This window comes from Flavobacterium hydatis (assembly GCF_000737695.1).
Lineage (GTDB): Bacteria > Bacteroidota > Bacteroidia > Flavobacteriales > Flavobacteriaceae > Flavobacterium > Flavobacterium hydatis.
This window is the reverse complement of record NZ_JPRM01000004.1, coordinates 1-20,569: the sequence shown is the minus strand read 5'-3', so window position 1 is coordinate 20,569 and position 20,569 is coordinate 1. Positions and strand designations below refer to the sequence as shown.

Annotated in this window: 16 protein-coding genes; 6 read left to right on the top strand and 10 right to left on the bottom strand. The window is 32.8% G+C overall.

What is annotated here, in order from left to right; genetic code table 11:
- Positions 1-19: 19 nt before the first annotated feature.
- Together IW20_RS03550 and pepT are read left to right on the top strand one after the other, a co-directional pair.
- A complete protein-coding gene (locus IW20_RS03550) occupies positions 20-1,156 on the top strand; it encodes a formylglycine-generating enzyme family protein (protein WP_035618916.1) in 1,137 nt (378 codons plus the stop codon).
- Between the two features lie 126 nt (positions 1,157-1,282).
- The gene (pepT, locus tag IW20_RS03545; protein ID WP_035618913.1) at positions 1,283-2,560 is read left to right on the top strand and encodes a peptidase T; all 1,278 of its coding nucleotides are present in this window, start codon (positions 1,283-1,285) and stop codon (positions 2,558-2,560) included.
- A 129-nt stretch (positions 2,561-2,689) separates the two neighbouring features.
- Here pepT and IW20_RS03540 read toward each other — a convergent pair whose 3' ends face one another.
- Together IW20_RS03540 and IW20_RS03535 are read right to left on the bottom strand one after the other, a co-directional pair.
- Complete coding sequence (locus IW20_RS03540; RefSeq protein WP_035618911.1) at positions 2,690-3,646, bottom strand: aldo/keto reductase; 957 nt, start codon at positions 3,644-3,646, stop codon at positions 2,690-2,692.
- A gap of 180 nt (positions 3,647-3,826) precedes the next feature.
- Complete coding sequence (locus IW20_RS03535; RefSeq protein WP_035618910.1) at positions 3,827-4,429, bottom strand: HdeD family acid-resistance protein; 603 nt, start codon at positions 4,427-4,429, stop codon at positions 3,827-3,829.
- A gap of 290 nt (positions 4,430-4,719) precedes the next feature.
- On the opposite strand from IW20_RS03535, the gene IW20_RS03530 reads away from it, so the two are divergent.
- Positions 4,720-5,226: a C40 family peptidase gene (locus IW20_RS03530; RefSeq protein ID WP_035618906.1), complete on the top strand. Its 507-nt coding sequence runs from the start codon at positions 4,720-4,722 to the stop codon at positions 5,224-5,226.
- 96 nt (positions 5,227-5,322) lie between these two features.
- On the opposite strand, the gene IW20_RS03525 is transcribed toward IW20_RS03530, so the two are convergent.
- The gene (locus IW20_RS03525; RefSeq protein ID WP_035618903.1) at positions 5,323-5,730 is read right to left on the bottom strand and encodes a DUF1573 domain-containing protein; all 408 of its coding nucleotides are present in this window, start codon (positions 5,728-5,730) and stop codon (positions 5,323-5,325) included.
- 169 nt (positions 5,731-5,899) lie between these two features.
- On the opposite strand from IW20_RS03525, the gene IW20_RS03520 reads away from it, so the two are divergent.
- On the top strand, positions 5,900-7,162 hold the full coding sequence (locus tag IW20_RS03520) for a sensor histidine kinase (protein ID WP_035618900.1): 1,263 nt from the start codon (positions 5,900-5,902) through the stop codon (positions 7,160-7,162).
- On the top strand, positions 7,159-7,848 hold the full coding sequence (locus IW20_RS03515; protein ID WP_035618897.1) for a response regulator transcription factor: 690 nt from the start codon (positions 7,159-7,161) through the stop codon (positions 7,846-7,848). Before IW20_RS03520 ends, IW20_RS03515 begins: the two co-directional genes overlap by 4 nt.
- 397 nt (positions 7,849-8,245) lie before the next feature.
- Here the strand turns inward: IW20_RS03515 and IW20_RS03510 are convergent, their stop codons facing one another.
- Positions 8,246-10,450, bottom strand: a complete 2,205-nt coding sequence (locus IW20_RS03510; RefSeq protein ID WP_035618894.1) for a B12-binding domain-containing radical SAM protein — start codon at positions 10,448-10,450, stop codon at positions 8,246-8,248.
- A gap of 167 nt (positions 10,451-10,617) precedes the next feature.
- Between IW20_RS03510 and IW20_RS03505 the strand changes: the two genes are divergently transcribed.
- Positions 10,618-14,691 (top strand): Ig-like domain-containing protein, encoded by a 4,074-nt coding sequence (locus tag IW20_RS03505; RefSeq protein WP_035618891.1) that lies wholly within the window; start codon positions 10,618-10,620, stop codon positions 14,689-14,691.
- Positions 14,692-14,735: 44 nt separating this feature from the next.
- On the opposite strand, the gene IW20_RS03500 is transcribed toward IW20_RS03505, so the two are convergent.
- The 6 genes from IW20_RS03500 to IW20_RS03475 form a co-directional block, all read right to left on the bottom strand.
- Positions 14,736-15,260, bottom strand: a complete 525-nt coding sequence (locus IW20_RS03500) for a hypothetical protein (protein ID WP_035618887.1) — start codon at positions 15,258-15,260, stop codon at positions 14,736-14,738.
- A gap of 35 nt (positions 15,261-15,295) precedes the next feature.
- Entirely contained in the window at positions 15,296-15,985 is a 690-nt protein-coding gene (gene prfH, locus IW20_RS03495) for a peptide chain release factor H (protein WP_035618884.1), read from the bottom strand.
- Positions 15,973-16,578 (bottom strand): hypothetical protein, encoded by a 606-nt coding sequence (locus IW20_RS03490; protein WP_035618879.1) that lies wholly within the window; start codon positions 16,576-16,578, stop codon positions 15,973-15,975. Before IW20_RS03490 ends, prfH begins: the two co-directional genes overlap by 13 nt.
- 14 nt (positions 16,579-16,592) lie before the next feature.
- Entirely contained in the window at positions 16,593-17,984 is a 1,392-nt protein-coding gene (locus IW20_RS03485; protein WP_035618877.1) for an RtcB family protein, read from the bottom strand.
- A 15-nt stretch (positions 17,985-17,999) separates the two neighbouring features.
- Positions 18,000-18,773: a hypothetical protein gene (locus IW20_RS03480; RefSeq protein ID WP_051885523.1), complete on the bottom strand. Its 774-nt coding sequence runs from the start codon at positions 18,771-18,773 to the stop codon at positions 18,000-18,002.
- Positions 18,774-19,280: 507 nt separating this feature from the next.
- Complete coding sequence (locus IW20_RS03475) at positions 19,281-20,558, bottom strand: MFS transporter (RefSeq protein WP_035618874.1); 1,278 nt, start codon at positions 20,556-20,558, stop codon at positions 19,281-19,283.
- Positions 20,559-20,569: the final 11 nt, after the last annotated feature.

Genomic DNA, 20,569 nt, shown 5'->3' with positions numbered 1-20,569 from the left:
TATAAAAACAGTCGAATTAATGAAAAAAATAAACAAATATTGGTTATTTGGAATAATAGCCTCTGGTATTCTATTTATTAGCTTTGGCTATACAAATTTTATAAAGCCAACTACAGAAAAAACAACTCAGGATTGTAACGAAGTTCAAATGGTTTCATCAGAATCTAAATTTGAACCTACAATCGTAAATAAAAAAACAGCACCATCCAAAGCTCCCGAAGGAATGGTTTGGATTCCTGGAGGAGAATTCTCGATGGGAAGCAATGTCGAGGACGAAAGCTTATGCAGCTTAAAAGGTGTTACCAAAGATGCTGCGCCAATACATCGTGTATACGTAGATGGGTATTGGATGGATAAAACAGAAGTTACCAATGAGCAATTTGAAAAGTTTGTAAAAGCTACTGGTTATATAACCGTTGCCGAACAAAAACCTACTAAAGAAGAATTCCCTACGGCTAACGAAGAAGACTTAATTACAGGATCGGTTGTATTTAGTCCTACCCCAGCATCTGTAAACTTAAACAACTTCTTGCAATGGTGGTCTTATATAGGAGGAACTGATTGGAGACATCCCGAAGGACCAAATAGCTCTATAAAAGGAAGAGAAAAATATCCTGTTGTACAAATAGCTTATGAAGATGCTGTTGCTTATACAAAATGGGCTGGCAAAAGACTCCCAACCGAAGCCGAATGGGAATTTGCTGCACGAGGTGGTAAAACTGGAGAAATATATGCTTGGGGAAATGTATTAAAACCTAAAGGAAAATTTCAAGCCAATATATACCAAGGTCATTTCCCGATTAAAGATGGAGATACTGGCGAAGACGGATTTAAAGGTATTGCTCCTACAGCCCAATATGCTCCAAATGCATACGGCTTATATGATATGGCAGGAAATGTTTGGGAATGGGTAAATGACTGGTATAGCTACGATTATTTTAAAACATTAAGCGAAGCTGGTCTTGCCAAAAATCCTCAAGGTCCAGATGCAAGTAATGATCCTTCCGAACCAGGTCAGCTTAAAAAAGTACACCGTGGTGGTTCTTTTTTATGTACCGACCAATATTGCACTCGCTATATGGTAGGTACTAGAGGAAAAGGCGAAGTTCGTTCTGCAGCAAATCATCTTGGTTTTAGATGCGTTAAAAGTATTTAAAGAAATAAAATTAACACGAAAAGGATTCTACTAAAATAGAATCCTTTTTTGTTTACATCAGGATGTTTTAATCTAAAATAAGACAGCTAAAAAAAATGTCTATATTTGTTGCTTAAAAAAATAAAAATGCAACATATTATAGATCGTTTTATTAGTTATGTAACAATTGATACGGAGTCTGATCCAAATTCACAAACTACACCAAGTACTGCAAAACAATGGGATCTTGCTAATAAACTTGTCGAAGAACTAAAAAACATCGGTATGCAAGATGTTACTATAGATGACAAGGCTTATATCATGGCTACTTTACCAAGTAATGTAGAGCATACTGTTCCTACTATTGGTTTTATTTCTCATTTTGATACTTCTCCAGATTTTTCAGGAGCTAATGTAAAACCACAAATTATCCCTAATTATGACGGTAAAGACATTGTATTAAATGCAGAACAAAACATAATTCTATCTCCAAGTTACTTTAAAGATTTATTACAATATAAAGGGCAAACCTTAATTACAACTGACGGAACTACTTTATTAGGTGCCGACGATAAAGCTGGAATTACAGAAATTGTTTCGGCAATGGAATTCTTAATTAAAAATCCAGACATTAAACACGGGAAAATTAGAGTTGGGTTTACACCCGATGAAGAAATTGGTCGTGGTGCAAATCATTTTGACGTAGATAAGTTTGGTGCTGAATGGGCTTACACCATGGACGGAAGTCAAATTGGTGAACTTGAATACGAGAACTTTAATGCTGCTGGTGCAAAAATCACTTTTAAAGGTAAAAGTGTTCATCCTGGTTATGCCAAAGGTAAAATGATTAACTCGATGCTTATCGCTAATGAGTTTATTAATGAATTACCTAAAGGTGAAACACCACAAGAAACCAAAGGTTATGAAGGATTTTTTCACGTACATCATTTAACTGGAAGTATCGAAGAAACTGTTCTGGAACTTATTATTAGAGATCACAGCGCTAAAAGATTTGAAAGACGTAAAAAACTGATTGAGAGAATTACTAGAAAAATCAATCATAAGTTTGCCAAAAAATTCGGTGAACCAATCGTAATTGCCGAAATAAATGACCAATACTACAATATGAAAGAAAAGGTTTTACCTGTAAAACATATTGTTGATATTGCAGAGAAAGCAATGAGAGAATTAGACATAAAACCATTAATAAAACCTATTAGAGGTGGAACTGATGGTTCTCAATTATCATACAAAGGATTGCCTTGTCCTAATATTTTTGCTGGCGGTCATAATTTTCATGGTAAATACGAATATGTTCCTGTAGAAAGCATGCAAAAAGCAACTGATGTTATTGTAAAAATTGTTGAGTTGACTGCAATTCCAGGTATTTTTGATGCGCCTACAAAGCCTACAAAAAAGAAATAATTTTATTTGGCTTAAAGCCAAAAGCCATAAAAAAATCCCAATCTAAAAATTTAGATTGGGATTTTTGCTTTTAATTCTAGACTGAAAATTGTAACTGGATACTAAAAAATATTCATCTCTGCATTATCTCTATCCTAAAATAGTTTCAATCGCTTTTAGTTCTTCTTGAGAAAAATCAAGATTTTGCAAACTATCTATATTGTTATTTAACTGTCCTACTGAACTTGCACCAATTAAAACCGATGTAATGCGATTGTCTTTTAATAACCAAGCTAATGCCATTTGTGCCAAAGATTGATTTCTATTTTGAGCAATTTCATTTAAAGCAATTATCTTTTGTACTTTTTGTTCTGATACTTCCTCGAGTTGCAAATGTCCGTTTGGGTTTGAAGCTCTGGAATTCTCTGGAATCCCTTTCAAATATTTATCCGTTAAAAGTCCTTGTGCCAAAGGCGAAAATGCAATACAACCCACTCCTTTTTCTTCGAGAACATCTAGCAAACCTGCTTCGGCTTCACGTACAAACATCGAATATTTAACTTGATGTATTAAACAAGGCGTGCCTAATTGTTTCAGAATAGCAGTTGCTTCTCGGGTTTGTTCTGCATTATAATTAGATATTCCTGCGTATAATGCTTTTCCGCTTCTTACCGCATAATCCAAAGCCATCATGGTTTCTTCCAGAGGTGTCTCAGGATCAAAACGGTGCGAATAAAAAATGTCTACATAATCCAGTTTCATTCGCTTTAAACTCTGATCTAAACTTGATAGTAAGTATTTACGAGAACCCCAATCTCCATAAGGTCCGTCCCACATCGTATAACCCGCCTTGGTAGAAACCACGATATGATCACGTAGATTTCCTTGGAAATTGTGCCACAGTATTTTTCCGAAATTTTCTTCAGCAGAACCCGGAACTGGTCCATAATTATTAGCCAAATCAAAATGTGTAATTCCTTTATCAAAAGCTTCTTTAATGATACTTTCGCCATTTTCAAAATTATCTACCGAACCGAAATTATGCCATAATCCCAAAGAAATTTGCGGCAATAATAATCCGCTTTTTCCACATCTATTGTATTTCATTTTTTTGATTTAAAGATTGAAAAATTAAAGAATTTAAAAATACAAAGCACATAAATTCTACTTCTGTAAAAATAAGAAATCGAAAGTATTATACAATTAATTTATACTAATTGAAATACTTTCGATTTATAGTTTTATGCTTTTAGTTCGTTTTCCTAATAACCTAAAAAACACTATTCTTTATGAATTAATTTTATCTTCTAAATCATGTAACCTTTCAGGGATATCATGTATTTTTTTCAACTTGAAAGAGAAATAAATATAAAAAACGCCAATTGCTATAAAAGCAAAAGCTGTCCAATATACTAGCGAAAGTCCTGCAAAAATAGGATTCCATAATAATATGAATGAAAATATGATTCCTAGTATTCCCAAAGCCAAAAGATTTCCCCAATCAGGTACGGAATAACTCTTTAAATCAAAAGCAATAACTAATGCCATTATAGAACGGAATAAAATAACAAATCCTACATACAACGGAAGTATAGTAATAGAAATTAATGGATTAGAGATTAATAATATCCCTACAACTAATCCTAAAATTCCTGAAGCTAATGTCCAACCCCAATTATCAATTTTTTTTCTATTTGAAAGTGCAAAAATGATTTCAAAAATTCCACTTCCTAAAAACGAGATACTAAAAATAAGAGCAAGAGTTAAATAAGCTGCTAAGGGAGTTATAAAAGACCAAATTCCGATTCCCACAAAAAGTATTCCCACTAATAATGGAATGTACCAGTAATCAATAGCTTTTTTTACTTTTTTAAATAAAGAATTTTCCATAAGTATAATTTAAAATCATGCCTACTCTATAAAGTTTTCAGCTTACCTTTAATCATTAACCTCATCGCAAAACAGTCATATTTAAGCTATTTTATTACGAAGTCTCTCAAAGATAAGAAATAAAAACTCCTATTTGTAAAAATTAACTCATAAATACCCTTTAATTCTTCTTTAAAATTAGCTTATAAATCATCCTCAAAAACACTTTCCAATCCTTATAATCTAGCATTCCTTTGATATTAAAAAGTAACCACATATCTTTATAAATTAAATTACTTCCCCCTTAAAAAATGAAATCCCCAATTTATATATCATTTGCAGCAGCAATTTTATTCTCGTCTTTTACCATAAAAAAAGAAGAAAATATTAAAATAAATCGAATTGAAAAAACACAAACAACAATAGATAGAGATTCTATTATCACATATTCTAAACAATATTTAGGAACTCCTTATTTATACGCTAGCAATAATCCAAATAAAGGTTTTGATTGTTCTGGTTTTGTTAATTATGTTTTTCAGCATTTTGATGTTAGCGTACCACGAAGTTCAAGTGGTTACAAAAATTTGGGAATTACTAAAAAAGCCGAAGACTTTAAAGTTGGTGACGTTTTAGTTTTTTACGGTTACAAGAACAAAACTATAGTTGGACATGTTGGGATTATTTGCGAAGCCAATGGTATGAAATCAAAATTTATACACGCTTCATCAGGGAAAATAAAAAGTGTCACAATTAGCGCACTAGACTCTGATCATTACAGTAATCGCTTTTATAAGTGTATTGATGTATTACCCTAAATAACATTGTTCGAATCGATTAATTTCATTACAAAACATAAAAAAACTCCAAGCAAGTTGAGCTGCTTGGAGTTTAGAGACATAACGAACTACTTATTATAAAACTGTCCCTTTCAAAGTAAGTACTTTTGGTGTTGTTTCTGCACTTGTTATAACTGTAACAGTTTTAGAAAAAGCACCTTTATTAGCTGCATTGTAAGTTGCTGTAATTTTTGCCGATTTTCCAGGAAGAATCGGTTCTTTTGTATAATTTGTTGCTGTACACCCACAAGAACCTTGAACACTAGTAATAACTACTGCTGTTTTTCCTGTGTTTTTAAATTCAAAATCAATAGCTTTTGGTACATTCTGAGGGATTTGTCCCACATCAATCGTTTCCGCTTTCCATGTAATTCCTGCTGCTACCACAACATTACTTTCAACAATTGATTGTACTGGTGCAATTGCAGAGAAAGACATTAACCCTAATGTTAACACTAATAGTAAAGGTCTGATAATTTTCATAAGTCTAAAATTTAAATTATTATTTGGTTATTTATTTTTGAACATTACAAATGTAAATCACATAAAAACGGAACGCTGTTAATCGATCTCAAATGTTTGTTAACGACTTGTTAATCGCTATTTTTAAAGATATTTTTGATTAATATTACACCTTCAAAACTCTATTTAAGTGAAAATAAACAGACTCAACAGTATTATTCTTCTGGGGTTTATAGCAATTATCGGCATATTGGTCGCTCAATTACTATGGACCAAAGAGGCTTTTATGCTTGAGCAAAAAAAGCTAAACCAGAAAACACATATTGCGTTACTTGAAGTTGCCAAAAAACTACATGAAAGCAGTAGTAATGAATTGCCTGCACAAAGCCCTATCCAAAAGATATCTAATGACTATTATGTTGTAAACATCGAAAATGACTTTGAACCTGATATTTTAGAGTTTTATTTGAAATCGGAATTCAAAAAAATGAATATTACAACCGATTTTGAATATGCTATGTACAATTGCCAAAGCAACGAAATGGTTTATGGAAACCATGTTTCTTTATCCAAAGATTCAAAAGAAAAACAATCGGTTTATTTCCCGAAACACAAAGATTTAGTTTATTACTTTGCTGTACGTTTTCCTAATGAAACCAGTTATATCTTTAGCTCGATGCGCTTTTGGTTTGTACTTTCGATAATGCTTATTATCATTTTACTAATTTATATCTATTCGATTTTTACGCTTTTACAGCAAAAAAAATACTCTGAGCTACAACGTGACTTTATTAATAATATGACGCATGAGTTTAAAACACCTTTGGCTTCTATTTTAATTGCCTCTAATTATTTAATAAAACAGAATCCGATTAAGGAAGATAAGAAACTCGAAAAATATACCGAGATTATCATTAGCCAGAGTGGTAAATTAAACAATCATATTGAGAAGATTTTAAGCATTGCAAAATCAGATTATACGCCTTTAGAACTCGAACCAAAAGATATTTCGATTATTCCAGCAATTGAGGAAACGATAGAGAACATAAAGCTAAAATATCCTGATACGGAGATAAAAATTGAATCTGATGCTGCAAATTATCATATTGTTGCCGATGTTTTTCATTTTGTAAACATCGTTTACAACCTTCTTGATAATGCGATAAAATATTGTGACATTAAACCAAAAGTCACAATTCGCTTAACTACTGAAAATCAAATACTAAAAATTGCTTTTATAGATAACGGAATTGGTATTGCTAACAAGAATATTTCTTTTATCTTCGATAAGTTTTATAGGATTCCAAATGAAAAAAGTACGCAATCTAATGGTTTTGGATTGGGCTTGTATTATGTAAAAAAGATTTGCAACTTGCATCAATGGAAAATCAATGCTATTAACAATCCCGAAAAAGGGATAACCATAACCATCTTAATTCCGTACAAAAAATGAGTGTTTTTAAAATTCTTTACACTGAAGATGATGAAACCTTAGCGTTTCTTACCAAAGATAATTTGGAACAAAATAATTACGAGGTAACACATTGTTGTGATGGAGAATTAGGTTTGGAAGCCTTTAATAAAGGAAATTTTGATATTTGTATTCTAGATATTATGATGCCCAAAATAGACGGATTTGAACTCGCTACCGAAATACGAAAAATCAACTCGGATATTCCTATTATTTTCCTTTCGGCAAAAACACTAAAAGAAGACAGAATAAAAGGATTGCGATTGGGAGCCGATGATTATCTCGTAAAGCCTTTTAGCATTGAGGAATTACTCCTAAAAATTGAAATTTTCCTAAAGCGTTCTCAAAAGAATGACTCCATAGATAAATCCGTTTATAGAATTGGAAAATACCATTTTGACATTCAGAATTTCATTTTATATAATGAAAACGAAAAAACAAGTCTAACACAGCGCGAGTCAGAATTGCTGAAGCTATTTATAGATAACAAAAACACTGTCTTAAAAAGAGAGCAAATTCTAACTTCTCTTTGGGGCGATGATGATTATTTTATGGGACGAAGTCTGGATGTTTTTATTTCACGTCTTCGCAAAATCCTTGTAAACGAGAAAGGAATTGTTATCGAGAACTTACACGGAATTGGGTTTAGATTTAAAGTTGATTGTTGAACAAAGGCACTGAGATTCTGAGAGGCTAAGATTCTAAGGTTTAAAAAATAGCACAACAGTTATTACGTAATGCTTGTAGAGACATACCGCAGTGCATCTTCTCAATATAATTCTACAGACTGAATCCTAAACAATAAAATTTAAAACATGCATTAAAAAAACTGTTATATTGTGGTAGACGCACTACGGTGCGTCTCTACAGACTTGGCTTGTAAACTATTGTGTTTAGATTCTGGAAAGAGAATGAGCAGAAAAAAATCTACTAAATCTGCGTGAAACAAATTAACACAATTCTGTTTGTCATCCTGAGCGAAGTCGAAGGACTTTTTATGTAATCCAACAATAAAAATTTGTGCTTTTCTGCGATTCCCTTTAAGAAACTTTGCGTAATAATCTACTACAACACCAATAATCCAAATTCTCTTAAAGTATTCACAGGTTTAGAATACCAAAACAACTCAAAATCTTCAAAATTGGTTTCGAAGTCAGCTTTGATTTCTTGAAATATATATGTCTTAGTTTTTGAAACTGAAATTTTCTGTAATATTTCTACTAACCATTCCCCTTCATTTTTATTGGTTTGAATACTGAAACTTTCTTTTTTATCATGAAAAGTAAGTGTTAGCATTTCCCATGAATTTCCTTTTTTAGATTTGGTAAAAGATTCTGTAAAAGGCTTTCCTCCCAACCAAACAATTTTAGCGGTTGGCTTTATATTAAAATCTTCCGATTCTTGTAAAGCATCATAAATAAAGTCAGGTCCTATTTTAGTTTTTGGAATTTTGAAATCAAACCAATCTTGAAGTTCATAATCAAAACAGATTCCGTGCATAAAATTAAAGAGTGATTTCTTTAGTCCAAAGCTGAATTTATCGTGATCAATTCCTGTTTTGTCAGTATAATTAATATCATTATTCGCAAAAGTTCCAATCGCTTCAGTTTCTTTAACCACACCAAATTTTTCAGGATACATTCCTACTGGACTATGCGCTGTCATAGCAAACTGATGCCAAAATCCTGATTGCAAAATTCCAGCTTCAAACAACTGACGCACCATCTCGAGACTATCAACCGTTTCCTGAACTGTTTGCGTTGGATATCCGTACATTAAATACGCATGAACCATAATTCCGGCTTCGGTAAAATTGCGAGTTACTTTTGCAACTTGTTCTACTGTAACACCTTTATCTATAAGTTTCAATAATCTATCTGAAGCAACTTCTAAACCACCCGAAACGGCAATACAACCCGAAGCTTTTAGCAACAAACATAAATCAGCTGAGAAGCTCTTCTCAAAGCGAATATTTGTCCACCAAGTTACCGCTAACTTTCGTCGAAGAATTTCGAGAGCCAACGCACGCATTAGTGCTGGCGGAGCAGCTTCATCTACATAATGAAAACCATTTTGTCCTGTTTGCTTCATCATGTCTTCCATTCGGTCACATAACAAACTAGCTGCAACAGGTTCGTAAACCTTTATATAATCTAATGAAATATCACAAAACGTGCATTTACCCCAATAGCAACCGTGTGCCATCGTGAGTTTATTCCAGCGTCCGTCGCTCCACATACGGTGCATCGGATTCACTATTTCTATAACTGAAATGTACTTATCTAAAAGCAAATCAGAATAATCTGGTGTTCCAACCTGAGATTGTTTATAATCATGTCGCAACGAATTGTTTTTATAAACTACTTTCCCATCTTCGAGTAAAAAAGTTCTTTTATACTCATCAGAAACTACCGCTTCGCAATTATCAACTATCAATTCGATAGGCACTTCCCCGTCATCCAAAGTAATAAAATCAAAAAACTCAAAAACACGAGCATCAGATAATGAACGTAACTCGGTATTTGGAAAACCACCACCCATCGAAATTTTAATTTCAGAATGATTCTGTTTTACCCATTGTGCACATCTAAATGCGCTATATAAATTCCCCGGAAAAGGAACAGAAATTAAAAATAGAGTTGGCTTTACCGATTCTATTCTCTCTTTTAAAATAGATATTAAAACTCTGTCATTATAAGTTAGCTCTTGTTGTAAAGCCTCATATAACTCATCAAAAGAATTAGCACTTCGACCTAAACGTTCGGCATAACGGCTAAAACCAAAATTTTCATCGACACATTCCACGATAAAATCCGAGATATCTTCAAGATATAACGTTGCCAAATGTTTTGCTTTATCCTGAGTTCCCATTGTTCCAAAAGCCCAATCTAGCTCTTCCAATTGTACAAATCGGGAAGCCTCTGGCAAGAAATCTTCCTGACAAATTTGTAATGCCAATGTTGGATTTTTTCCTTGCAAAAAAGCAATAACAGCATCTATGGTTTTAAGATACTCGTCTTGCAAAGCAAAAATACGTTTGGAATTATCTGTAATTGTATTCCCTGAAACTTCAAATTTTGAACTTGAAAAATCAAACAAATCTTGTAATCCTTTCTTCGAAAACAATTCTAAAATCACTTCGATACCTAAATCTGCCTGAACCGATTCTATATTTTTAGTATTCAGAAACCCTTTAATATAGGCAGTTGCCGGATATGGAGTATTCAGTTGTGTAAAAGGTGGAGTAATTATAAAAAGCTTGGTTTTCAAAGGGAAATGTTTTTGTGCAAAAATAAGGCATATTTAGAGACTTTTTATAAAAAGATTTGGCGGCTCGTATAACAGTTTTTACTCGTCCGTTTTTTTTAAACTCATACTTTACTCATACATGTTTTAATAGATATTTAATTACATTTACACCCGTTTAAAATACCATCATGAAGCATACTTTACTTTTTCTATTTTTAATAATTAATATTGCAACATTTGCTCAAAACAAAAATCAATCTATTGGATTTAAAGAGAATAAAGGCCAGGTTATTGATCAAAAAGGAAAACCAAATAATGCTGTAAAGTATTTACTGAATTCGGGAGGTTTAAATGTTCAACTAAAAAAAAACGGTTTCTCTTATGACATTTATGAAGTAAAGAAAATTCCAATTACGCATTCTTCAACGGCAAAAACACTTCCTTTCTTAATTCCGGAAAAAGAAGAAAAGCAAGAGTATAATTTAGAATATTTATTCCACAGAATAGATATCAATTTTGCAAACTCTAATACTAAAGTTGAATTAATTGCAGAACAAAAATCTAGCGACTTTGATAACTATTACAATGTTCCAAATAAACCCGAAGGTATTATTGGTGTATGTCAATACAAACAAATTACATATAAAAATATCTACCCTAATATCGATGTTATTTTTACAATTCCTGATGACCCTAAAAAAACTGTAGAATATAATTTTGTCATACATCCGAAAGGAAAAATATCAGATATTCAATTAAAATTTAATGGTGCCGAAACCGATTTGGTTGATAATAAAATCCAAATGAATGTTCGCTTTGGAAAAATGGAAGAAACACTTCCTGCAAGTTGGATTGAAGAAGGAAATAATAAAAAGGAAATTGAGGTTGGATATAGAAAAATTAAAAAAGATGTTTATGGGTTTGATAGCTTAGAAGCTGTTTCCGGAAAAACTATTGTTATTGATCCTGTGCCTGTAAGACTTTGGGGAACTTTTTATGGAGACGAAACTGGAAATGCTGGTTCAAATTGGCACGAAGTTGATTTAACAACTGATTCCCTTGGCAATGCTTATGTTTCAGGATCTACAACATCGCAAAGCCCTTCTTATGCAACTTCTGGAGCACATCAAACAAGCGGAAGCCATCAGTATATCAATTCAATTACAAATGGTATACTTTTTAAGTTTGATAAAAACGGCAATAGATTATGGGGAACATACTATTCTGGTACACAGGCTATTTATCTTTATGGTGTGAAAACTGATTCACAAAACAATGTTTTAATTACGGGCTATACCTGGTCAGAGACAAACATTAGTACTATAGGATCTTTTCAACCAAATTTGAGAGGATCCTCAGACGCTATATTAGTAAAGTTTAATAGTAATGGCGTAAGACAATGGGGAACTTATTTTGGTGGTGAAGATAGCGATTATGCAACTAAATTGGATATTGACATTAATGATAATGTTTACATTGTTGGTACAACTTCCAGTAAAACAAATATAGCTATAAATAGTAATTTTCAAACTGAATTAAGTTATTCAGCAAGTCCATATGGGATAAATACAGACGCGTTTATTGCAAAATTTAATACAAATGGAAATTTAATATGGAGTACTTATGTTGGAGGGGACGGAAATGATAATTTAAGTGCTATTACAATAAAGGATTCTTACTTAGTTGCTGGAGGGGCTACTAAAAGTACAAACAATATGGCAACTACTGGTGTTTTTCAGGAAAAACCGAACTCTAATTTTCTCGGAGATGGATACGTTTGTAAGTTTTCCTTAAACGGAGAAAGAATTTGGGGTTCTTATTATGGCGGCAGCTCACCCATGGAAGAAATTCGATCGGTAGAAATTGATAATGACGAAAATATTTATATTGGAGGATATACTTATAGTAGCGATAACATTGCTACATCTGGAACATTTGAAGACTCAAATGCAAATCTTTATAAAGGTTTATTAGCAAAACTAAATGCTCAAGGACAAAGAATGTGGGGTACTTACGTGGGAGATATTAACATTTCTTCTATAGTCTTTCAAAATAATTCACTTTACATTGGAGGCGGAAATATTGATTTTAGAACTGACTTAAAACTCACAACTCCCTGCTCTTATAAACCTAACCGAATTAGAAGTCATTATGGATATGCAGGTAAATTTTCTAAAGAAGGACTTTTTATTTGGGGAACATATATTGGAAATGATAATACTGTAAAAATAGCTTTACATACTGACGGTGCAATTTTTGTAGCTGGATTATCAAGTTTCAATGATGATATTGCCGATGGAAGTTCTTATCAATCTAATATTTTGGGCGATAAAAATTTTTTTTTAATGAAATTTTCTGAAGATCTTTCCTTTAAAATTCCAGAAATTTCATCAAATTCACCAATCTGTACAAACAAAACATTAGAACTTAAAGCATCAGGTGGTACCAATTATTTATGGACAGGTCCAAATGGATTTACCTCAACAGATCAAAATCCAACAATAATAAATGCTACAGTTAACAATAGTGGCGAATATAGTTGCTTAATTACAGGAACAGGAGGTTGTGATGGTACAGGGAAAACCGCCGTCATTATTGGCGACGTTCAAGCTCCAATTCCAGACATTATTAATCTTCCTACTATAACAGGAAATTGTCACACGACAATAACAACAATTCCTACTGCGACAGATGTTTGTGCAGGAGCAATAACTGGTACAACTACAGATCCTTTATCTTATAGTTTACCTGGAAGTTATACAATAGTCTGGAATTATAATGATGGTAACGGAAATACAGCTACTCAAAATCAAACCGTTACTATTACAAGTCAACCACTTCCTGTTGCTAATACTCCACAAACCTTTTGTATTCAGCAAAACGCAACAATAAATGACATAGCAATTACTACAGGTCAAAATATAAAATGGTACGATGCTCTAACAGCTGGGAATCTTTTATTAAATACAACATTACTACAAAACGGAACTACATATTACGCTTCGCAAACGATAAGTGGCTGCGAAAGCGAAAGAGTTTCAGTTGTAATAAATATCCAGAATACACCTCCTCCAACTGGAACTGCAAACCAGCCTTTTTGCTCAGGGCAAAACCCTACAATTGCAAGTATTCAAGTTAATGGAGATCTTATAAAATGGTATGATGCAATTTCAAATGGAAATCTTCTGCCAACTACAACTAATCTTCAAAACGGAAAAACTTATTTTGCATCGCAAACTCTTAATAATTGCGAAAGTAAAAGATTTGGAATTACCGTAACAATTGGTAATACACCTATTGCTCCGACAGGAAATCCCAATCAATTCTTTTGTAAAAATCAAAAAGGAACTTTAGACAATATTGCTGTTTTTGGCACAAATATAAAATGGTATGAATCAAACACTTCGACCGCTACATTAGCAAATAGTACATTATTACAAGATAATACGACTTATTATGCTTCACAAAATATAGGATGCGAAAGCCAGAGAACTCCAATTTCTATCAAAGTTTATGATACTCCTTTACCAAATGGAAATAACAAACAAACTTTCTGCATCTATGAAAATGCTACTATAAATGACATCAATATTACCGGAACATTAATCACATGGTATGATGCCAAAACAGCTGGGAATATTTTACCAATTACTACGATACTACAAAACGGTACTTATTACGCTACACAAACAATAAATGGTTGTGAAAGCGAAAGATATGCCGTTGCTATAAAAATTCAAGATACACAAGCTCCGTTTGGAAGTGCAATCCAGACTTTTTGCGAACAACAAAATGCTACACTTAGTACTATCAAAATTACTGGCGAAAATATAAAATGGTACGATACGGCAACATTAGGAACTGATTTATCCAAATCGACTCCACTTGAAAATGAAAATACTTATTACGCTTCTCAAACTATTAATGGCTGCGAAAGCAATAGAACTCCTATTACAATACAAGTTCTTAAACCAACTACTGTAGAATGTATTAATTACATGAAGGAATTTCCTTTTCCGAAATTTTTCACTCCAAATAATGACGGTTATAACGATACATGGACTATAGATTTTGATTATTTAGCACCAAATACTGGAATTAAAATTTTTGACCGTTATGGTAAATTCATCAAAGAATTACATAAAAACGACTCCTGGGACGGAACATACATTGGTCGCGAAGAACCTGCTTCTGATTATTGGTTTACAATAACCCGATTAGACGGTACACCATTTAGAGGACATTTCACTTTAAAACGATAAATTATATAACTAAAAAGGATGCCTTACAGCATCCTTTTTTCCTTTTACTTCGTTTTCTTTTTCTTCTTATTTGGCTTATTTTTTCCAGAACCTTTATCTAATTTTTTGTTTAGTCTTTTTTCTGTTTCTTCAATACTATAATCATAAGCTGAATTTAAAGTTACAAGTTTAGCTTCTTTCATTGCTTTCAAGGCATTTTTAAGCTCTTGTTTGCTTTCTAAAAGCATCACTTTCTTCAAAAGAATTTCTGTTTTATTGATTCCTTTTACAGTCAATGCAAAATCAATTAACTTCATTGCTTCTTCGTAATCCTCATTCAAAATTAAAGTATGAATATAAAAAGAATATACTTCGATTGCATTAATATTAATGGAGATAGCTTGCTGAAAATATTCTTTGGCTTCTTCATATTTAAATAACTGATCGCTTAAAACCTGCCCATATAAACATAACGCCATTGTATTTTTATCATCATAAGATAATGCATAATCCAATGATTCGATGGTATCTTCCAGCGAATACGGATAATTATCTAATGCCTGAAAAAGGTATTTATCTACTGTTTTCATAATTTATTCTATTAAGAAATTCAAATTTCCTGAGATCAATCATTATCAAAATAATCTTCTCTTTTTAATCTTTGCCTTTCCTGTTTGTAATTTTTTGTTTGCTTTTGTTTTTTAAAATCCGAGCCTTGAAAAACCCGAATTGGATTCCCTCGCTGAATTTGTAACTGATTCATCCATTGTGCCTGAAATTCGGCTTTAAACTGCTTTACGGTTTCATCCTTGAATTTCTGTAATAATCTCTCAGTAGCTAGTTTTTTATTCTGATGCTGCGAACGTGAATCCATAGACACAACACTTATTCCCGTAGGAACATGAGTTGCTCTTACTGCCGAACTCACCTTATTTACGTGTTGTCCTCCTGCACCTGAACTACGCATTGCCTGATACTGAATATCATTCTCAGAAATTTGCGTTGTAGTAGCTTTATCAATTTCAAAAATGCCGATAAACCAATTTTTACGTTTATGAAATTTCCTAAACTGACTCTGCCCTATCCATTGAATTGTTCCAATCCAAGAGTTTACAAACTCATTAAGATTAGTACTTTCTAATAAAATTGTTGCCGTTTCTACAGTTCCATTTTCAATTCCTGTTTCTCGCTGAAGCAACGTTGTTTTTATTTTATTCTCGTTTGCTTCTTCCAAGAATGTTTTTAGCACCTGAGCCACAACCCAGCTACATTCTGCTGGGCCACGACCTGATGTTATTTGAATTATTTTTTCCATTTTTCTATAATTTTCAACAGTTTTTCTCTGTTCTTAGCTTCTTTTACAAATTTCGGAAGTCTGGAAACCATTGTCCCGTTACCACTTCCGTTATTGTTTCTTTCTCTTAAATCAGCTTTAATGTATCTCTCTAAGTAATTGATATGTCCTAAATTATAAGCCCAAAAAATTGATTGGTCAAATTCTTTCTGATACCATATTTCAGCATTAAAAGCACTTTCTCTTTGTAATGATTTATCAGTATCAAACACAAAAGGAACTTCCTTAATCATCGGCTTGAACTCTTTTATCTCATTACATACAGAACATTTTAACTTGATTGTTTCTGGTTTTTCATTCAGAAATTGCGACTCAAACTTTATCTTGTCTTCATTATTACAGCAATAAGTATCTACAGAAGCAATGTATTTTACCATCCCTTCTTTTAAAGAATAATAGCATTTTTTACATTCTAAGATTCTTTTATCTAGATAATAAAATTCAGATTTCAAAGCTCTCCTAACAACTGCTTGAGAAGCACATTTTGGGCATTTTACATTTATGCTATTTCCAAAACTCCCTAACCATTTATTTTCATCTTTAAACCTTTCCATAATCTTGAATTTATTTATCTGTCCATTCTCACGATTTTTGGTGTAAACGTACCTAGTACATCCACCAATTCTGTCTGATTGGCCATTACTTTATTAATGTCTTTATATGCCATTGGAGCTTCATCTATATTACCTCCAATCAAGGTTACGTCGTTTGCTTTTAAGACTTTATTAATCTCACTTTGCGTAAACGATTCTTTGCATTTTCTACGAGAAAAAAGTCGTCCAGCACCATGAGAGGCAGAGTTTAAACTCTCTGTATTTCCTTTACCCTGAACAATAAATCCAGGTGCAGTCATCGAACCCGGAATAATCCCAAGTTCACCTGCATTAGCTGGAGTTGCACCTTTACGATGTACAATGGCTTCTTTGCCATTTACCATTTCTTTCCAAGCAAAATTGTGGTGGTTTTCGATTGTTACAACCACACGTTTACCAATAGCTTTAGCAATACGGCGATGAATATCATCATGACAAGCCTTGGCATAATCTCCTGCTAAATTCATAGCCAGCCAATATTCTTGTCCGTCGTGTGTATTTAAATCTAACCATGCCAAATGCTGCACATTTTTGGGTAACGGACATTGTTTTGTTGCCAAATACGTATAATGTTTAGCAATATTTGCTCCCAGACCTCTTGATCCACTATGTGACAGTACTGCAAAATATTCACCTACACCAATTTTCCACTCATTAAGCGGGTCAGTTATTTTAGCAATTCCAAACTCTACAAAGTGATTTCCACCACCAGATGTCCCGAGTTGCTTGTACGCTTTACCTAACAAATTTTTTATAATCGGAATATCCTGAAACTCACTTCGGCTAAACACTTCATGGTCTGCTCGTATGGTATGGGTTTCGTACATTCCAAACTTAGTATTGTCTTTTAAAATCGCTTGCAACTGATGCTCTTTTCCTTTAAAAAAAGAGGCGGGAATATCAAAAATTGACAAACTCATTCGGCAACCAATATCTACTCCTACTCCATAAGGAATTACAGCATTATCTGTTGCAAGTACACCACCTATTGGTAATCCGTAACCAGAATGCGCATCCGGCATTAAAGCACCAGCAACCGAAACAGGAAGTTTTAAAGCATCATATAACTGATACTTAGCTTGCTCATCGATTTCATTTTCTCCAAATATGGAAAAAGGAGCTCTTGTGTTATTAAGCTGATGCATTCTTACTTGAACTGGATTTACTAATCCTTCGGCAACTTTACCCCAAGTACCATGTCCTGTAAACTTTTCTGGCGATAGTAAAACTTCTTTCGCTTCGTTTAATATACTTTCTTTTTTTTCTCGTTTTCTGTATCTGTTAATTTGCCCCAAGGCAATGTTGATACTATTGTTTTTTGGAAAACCTATTTTAATCAGGTCCTTTCCAGATAATTTATTTCCCATTGTATTTTTTTATCTTCAGAGTGCAATGACTCCTTTATTTAGATATTCTATTTCTTTATAATATTCATCCATTATGTTATGAATTTGTTTATTGTTTAATGGATTTTGGTATTTTAAATCCTTATTACCTTTCCATCTCCAATATTTTGCGCTACCGTGTGCAATTTTCATCATTAAATTTCGAAGAAAATGATTGGTGATATAATTACTTATCCTATCAATCTCACTTTCCAAAACTCCATCAACCATTTTTGTATGTGTTATCATATTTGGTCTAACACGCAATACATAGCGCCAAGGCTCATTAAATATGTAATGAACTTTATAGCGTTTACAATTAGGACACCATCGTTCTCTTTTATAAAAATGCATTTTTTCTTTATCTGTCAATGCTAGTTTTGGACTTCTCCATTCTGATTCTGAAAACTCTTTTACAGTTTGAAGTTTTTCAACATAAACATGCTTTCTTTTTCTCTTTTTCTTTTTCTTAAAAGCTTTATCAGAAGAATATTGCACCGTATTTATCTTTTCCAATATCGTTTTATAAAACAATGCTTCTTTAGATCTCGCAATATCCTCCCTAAGTACAAAATTGCGTTCCCACCCTTTTTGATAAGGTGTTGCCAAAGGAACTAATGGTAAAGCCCTACGCTTACGTAATAGTTCATCTTCAAGCTTATCTAACTGAATTAATTGTTTTTCAAAATCTTTTTTAACTGCGCTCTTTTTTTGCTTTTCCTTTTTTAAACGACTACACAAGATGTAATCATCTAAAAGATAATTGTCCATTTAAAAAATTTAAATTATAGTTTCCTGCCAAGTATTAGAAAATACAAGGCAAAAGCATTTTATCTCCAATAGATAAATTGAGTTCGGGGTATCGGGAATTTTTTGAAGTGTCTAGAATAAAAAAAGCCCGAAAGTTAATTTCCTTCGGGCTTGTTCATATATCTAAAATTGATTTGCTATGATTGCGAAAAGCCACGAAGACACATAACAACAGAATCTAATCCTGATGCGATGTTTTGAGAGGTAAAGTTTGGTACAAACATTGTCTTCGTTATTAATTTGGTTAATGATTTATTTTCTGATGCAAATTTTGTGATTTTTTTTTGAAATAACCAAATTTAAAAACAAATATTTTCTTACTAAGAAATCAAAATACTGATTTTCAATAAAATAAACATCTCTATAAAATCAAAATTATGAGTAAAAATTAGTTTTAAATCCTTAAAATCTTATTTATGAACATAAAGCTTTCTGTTTTTCTAACTATTTATATCAGCAGATACGTTTCTAAAACTGATGCACTTTTTTAGAAATCACCAAAAATGAAACTAAAGAAATCAAGGCAGCCGCTGTCAGATAAAACCCTACATAACTCAAGCCATAAGTTGTTGCCAACCAAATTGCAATCATTGGTGCAAAAGCAGCACCCAAAATACCAGCCATATTAAAAGTTAATGAAGCTCCGGAATAACGAACTGTGGTAGAAAACAACTCCGACAAAAAAGTTCCCAACGGACCATACGTAAACCCCATCAATGACATTCCAATACACACAAAAGCTGTTACCAAAATAGAATTTCCTGAATTAAGGAAATACGAGAAGAAAAAACCGAATGCTGCAATGGCAATCGTAGTAATAATTAGGATTTTTCGACGACCAATTTTATCAGCAACCAAAGCCGAAATAGGAATAAATGCTGCGAAAAATAATACCGAAAACAATTGTATTAGCAAAGCATCTCTTTTAGTAAAACCTAAGTCAGAGGTAGCCCAACTCAAGGTAAAAACTGTCATCAAATAAAACACCAAAAAGGTTGTAATTGCAGATAAAGTTCCAAAAATCAATTGGTTTTTATATGATTTCAATAAGGTAAAAAATGGAATTTTAACTTCTTTCTGTTCCAATTTAGAATTTTCGAAAGCAGGAGTTTCACTAATTTTTAAACGAATATAAAAGCCAACAATTACCAAAAGAGAACTCGCTATAAATGGAATTCTCCATCCATAATTCATAAAATTTTCACTGGTCATAGTATCCGTTAAAATTAAAAAAGTCCCGCCTGCAAGTAACAATCCGATAGGTGCTCCCAATTGCGGAAACATTCCATACCAAGCACGTTTATGCGGAGGCGCATTTTCTATCGCTAGTAAAACAGCTCCACCCCATTCGCCTCCTAAACCAACTCCCTGACCAAATCGACATAACATCAATAAAATAGGCGCAGCAATTCCGATACTTGCATAACTCGGTAAAAAACCTATCGCAATTGTCGATAATCCCATGGTTAGCAAAGCCACTACCAAAGTAACTTTACGACCTATTTTATCTCCATAATGACCAAAAACAGCTGAGCCTATTGGTCTGGACAAAAAGGCTATCGAAAAAGTAGCCAAAGATTCAAGTGTAGAATTGGTACTACTAGCTCCCGGAAAAAATAACTGAGGAAACACCAATACGGCAGCATTGGCATAAATATAAAAATCAAAAAATTCAATTGTCGTACCTATTAAGCTCCCAAAAAGAACATGTTTCAAGGAGTTTTCCTTATTAGAATTATTTTTCATGTGGTTTATAT

Excerpts from the sequence above, each read along its gene's own strand:
- IW20_RS03550 (WP_035618916.1), top strand. The coding sequence starts at position 20 with ATGAAAAAAATAAACAAATATTGGTTATTTGGAATAATAGCCTCTGGT.
- pepT (WP_035618913.1), top strand. The coding sequence starts at position 1,283 with ATGCAACATATTATAGATCGTTTTATTAGTTATGTAACAATTGATACG.
- IW20_RS03540 (WP_035618911.1), bottom strand. The coding sequence starts at position 3,646 with ATGAAATACAATAGATGTGGAAAAAGCGGATTATTATTGCCGCAAATT.
- IW20_RS03535 (WP_035618910.1), bottom strand. The coding sequence starts at position 4,429 with ATGGAAAATTCTTTATTTAAAAAAGTAAAAAAAGCTATTGATTACTGG.
- IW20_RS03530 (WP_035618906.1), top strand. The coding sequence starts at position 4,720 with ATGAAATCCCCAATTTATATATCATTTGCAGCAGCAATTTTATTCTCG.
- IW20_RS03525 (WP_035618903.1), bottom strand. The coding sequence starts at position 5,730 with ATGAAAATTATCAGACCTTTACTATTAGTGTTAACATTAGGGTTAATG.
- IW20_RS03515 (WP_035618897.1), top strand. The coding sequence starts at position 7,159 with ATGAGTGTTTTTAAAATTCTTTACACTGAAGATGATGAAACCTTAGCG.
- IW20_RS03505 (WP_035618891.1), top strand. The coding sequence starts at position 10,618 with ATGAAGCATACTTTACTTTTTCTATTTTTAATAATTAATATTGCAACA.
- IW20_RS03500 (WP_035618887.1), bottom strand. The coding sequence starts at position 15,260 with ATGAAAACAGTAGATAAATACCTTTTTCAGGCATTAGATAATTATCCG.
- prfH (WP_035618884.1), bottom strand. The coding sequence starts at position 15,985 with ATGGAAAAAATAATTCAAATAACATCAGGTCGTGGCCCAGCAGAATGT.
- IW20_RS03490 (WP_035618879.1), bottom strand. The coding sequence starts at position 16,578 with ATGGAAAGGTTTAAAGATGAAAATAAATGGTTAGGGAGTTTTGGAAAT.
- IW20_RS03485 (WP_035618877.1), bottom strand. The coding sequence starts at position 17,984 with ATGGGAAATAAATTATCTGGAAAGGACCTGATTAAAATAGGTTTTCCA.
- IW20_RS03480 (WP_051885523.1), bottom strand. The coding sequence starts at position 18,773 with ATGGACAATTATCTTTTAGATGATTACATCTTGTGTAGTCGTTTAAAA.
- IW20_RS03475 (WP_035618874.1), bottom strand. The coding sequence starts at position 20,558 with ATGAAAAATAATTCTAATAAGGAAAACTCCTTGAAACATGTTCTTTTT.